The organism is Shewanella surugensis (assembly GCF_023284005.1).
GTDB classification, from domain to species: Bacteria; Pseudomonadota; Gammaproteobacteria; order Enterobacterales; family Shewanellaceae; genus Shewanella; species Shewanella surugensis.
On sequence record NZ_JAKIKS010000261.1, the window covers coordinates 1 to 2,574 of the forward strand.

Consider the following 2,574-nt stretch of genomic DNA (forward strand, 5'->3'; position numbering starts at 1 on the left):
TACATCGAACATTGCTTGGAACAGCTATCTCCCCCCAACTGTGATCTCAATAGTCTCTTACCTTGGCATGTTAATCTAAGCAAGGCGTAGTTCGCCGGACGCTCACGAAATTCCTGTAGTAATCCGTTGGTACGCTAATGGGTGTTTCATTATCGTTTCTAAACTTAAAGCATTAGTAATATGTAGATTCAGTTGTTGCAATATAGCTCTCCCCCCAAAAGCAGCTGATGATATAGGATTAAACATCAGATACTGCATCCCAGCTTGGATGCCTACCGTTGTTGGCTTCCCCCATTTATTTATTCTACTTCCAAATCTCCATATCTGTTCCTTTACTCCCCCGTATTCCATCAGTTCATCCTCAGTTCCACTCCTCAATCGTTGCAGCATTATTTTCCATCTAGCAGCACCACTTTCTTGATCAATTTCAATGCACGCATTTTTCAATTCCTTTTGTACTTCCTCATCTTCAAGTAAACTTTTGATTTTTTTAACATTAGTGTCGTCATTATCTAGTTCGGTTAACTTCGGGTACTCCCCTAAGGCATAAAGAAGGTTTCTAGCCTGAGCTGATAATTCGGGGTAGTCCTTCTTCGCGTAAATCTTATTTCTGTTTTCAGTGAAGTACTTTTCTACTATAGTATATTCATTTCTTCCTTTAGGTACCATTTGTGTCACTAAAGAAGTAGGCATTGGTTGATGTTTGATGCTTTGGACAATTAAGCTGTTTTCATCATGTCTATATGTGGCATCTCTTCCCTTTCTTACTTTCGCTATTGATCTATTGTCCACAAACCTAAAACCTTGCCGCCCATTACTTTTCCCCTGAACTACAGAATTAGCAACCGCTCTACTTTTATTCTCTTTTGGCTTCTCTATTTGTGCATACATATCTCAAACCTTTTTAAATTGGACTTTAATCGTTGTTATAGGCTGTCTTCATTGCCTATAACATGCTGTATTAGACCACTAGTGGTCTTTATTAAGTACCTGAGTTGAAGTTATCCAGTATTTTGTTTAATTTTCAACCTTGAGCGATATGTCGATTACCTAGACAGCATATGGGTTTGCGCTGTTTAAAGGACTAAATCCAACCTTGATAAACTTTTAGTTAAGCACTTACGACTATGTCTTTATCATTGAGTGGCTCAATAACACCACTCTTAGTAAATGAAGGGGGAGGGTGTTATTAGGCCAGTGCGTCACTATTCAATAGTGTTGGCTAATGTAGATTGAATATAACTCAAGCTACTTGGGGCGCTTTTGTTATCAGCAGAGACACCTTTATTTACAACATAATCTTTGATTAGCCATGAATGCCATATGCTCTTCAGTATATCTTCCTCACTATCATTCAACTTGGTAAATATTAGGTTTGAGTTGGTAGGATGTCTGGTGTTTTAACATTGGGGTTTGGTGAGGAGTGCTACCAGTGATAAGAACGATTTATCACTGGTAACAAACAAATTTAAGTAATATTATCAATTGGATATTAGTGAAGTGCGTCCAATCTCTATTATGGTAAATCGGGGCGAAAACTCATTAAAATCGCAAAACGAAAATACTGTCAATTTTATCTTATAGTTTCTTACATATCGTAGTTTTTTTGATATCATCAAAATGACCTTAACTTTATAATTTAGTGTATGGCAAATACTACTTAATATATTAAAGTGACTGGAATAATACTTAAATCTGGTACAACTATTTTCTCTAATAATTCATTAGTGATTTCTTCGAATGAATTATTAGAGATAAATAAAACGGGTGGACGTTTAACGGGGTGAGTGTGTCTGCAACTTGGGTTTGAGTATGATAATCAGCCAACCCTATCAAAAAGTAACCACCGGATAGATTAAGACTGAGGTGATAACCGATCAGGTTTGGGTTATCGCAAGGGGCTGTCCTTTAGAGAGAACTTTCAAATTCCTTACCGTTAAAATCACATAGACATTACGGAGTTAAAATGACTATAAGTGTAAGCACTTCAAATCATGAAAATGTTGTAATAAGTGAAGGGCGTTTATCTAAATTACTGAGTGACGATAGTCGTGAAGCCACCACTCGAACTGTATGGGAATTCATAAAAGATTTTTTTTCTTGGGATAATCGATCTGAGGCATTTACTGAACTGCATAAGATCATACATCAAAATACAGATGAAAATAGAGATATAAACTTAGCCAGTATTGAGGCTTTTCAGGTATTAGCCAGTCTCGCTTCTTCTCATAATCGTGCTTTATTTACGATTAATATGTCCTTAGAGGGAGGAAGTGATATTGCTGAGCTTTGTATCGATTCAAAACCTATGAAGAAGATAAGACTAACTGAGCAACAAAGTATGCAGTTAGCAAGCCTATTAGGCTGCCCAAGAGATTTATTACATGGAGTCCTTAAGCCAAACCCTTTGACAGACCATTTGGTCGAAGTCGACACTGCTGGAGTCAGTAATAATGACTTTTCGACAGGCGGCGTGAACAAAAGATTTTCAAAAGGGGTACTGAAAGCAATGGATGGTGTAGGTAAAGCTGATTTTATATTAGAGCATAAAATTGGTGAGTACATACAGAAGCA

2 protein-coding genes are annotated in these 2,574 nt (G+C 37.1%); one reads left to right on the forward strand and one right to left on the reverse strand.

Features of this window, described 5'->3' with window-relative positions:
• Window positions 1-102 precede the first annotated feature (102 nt).
• Window positions 103-891: a hypothetical protein gene (locus tag L2764_RS26690; protein WP_248943366.1), complete on the reverse strand. Its 789-nt coding sequence runs from the start codon at window positions 889-891 to the stop codon at window positions 103-105.
• Between the two features lie 1,075 nt (window positions 892-1,966).
• Here L2764_RS26690 and L2764_RS26695 point away from each other — a divergent pair.
• The coding region (locus L2764_RS26695) for a T3SS effector SopD family protein (RefSeq protein ID WP_248943367.1) at window positions 1,967-2,574 on the forward strand (608 nt) is incomplete at its 3' end.

Excerpts from the sequence above, each read along its gene's own strand:
- L2764_RS26690 (WP_248943366.1), bottom strand. The coding sequence starts at position 891 with ATGTATGCACAAATAGAGAAGCCAAAAGAGAATAAAAGTAGAGCGGTT.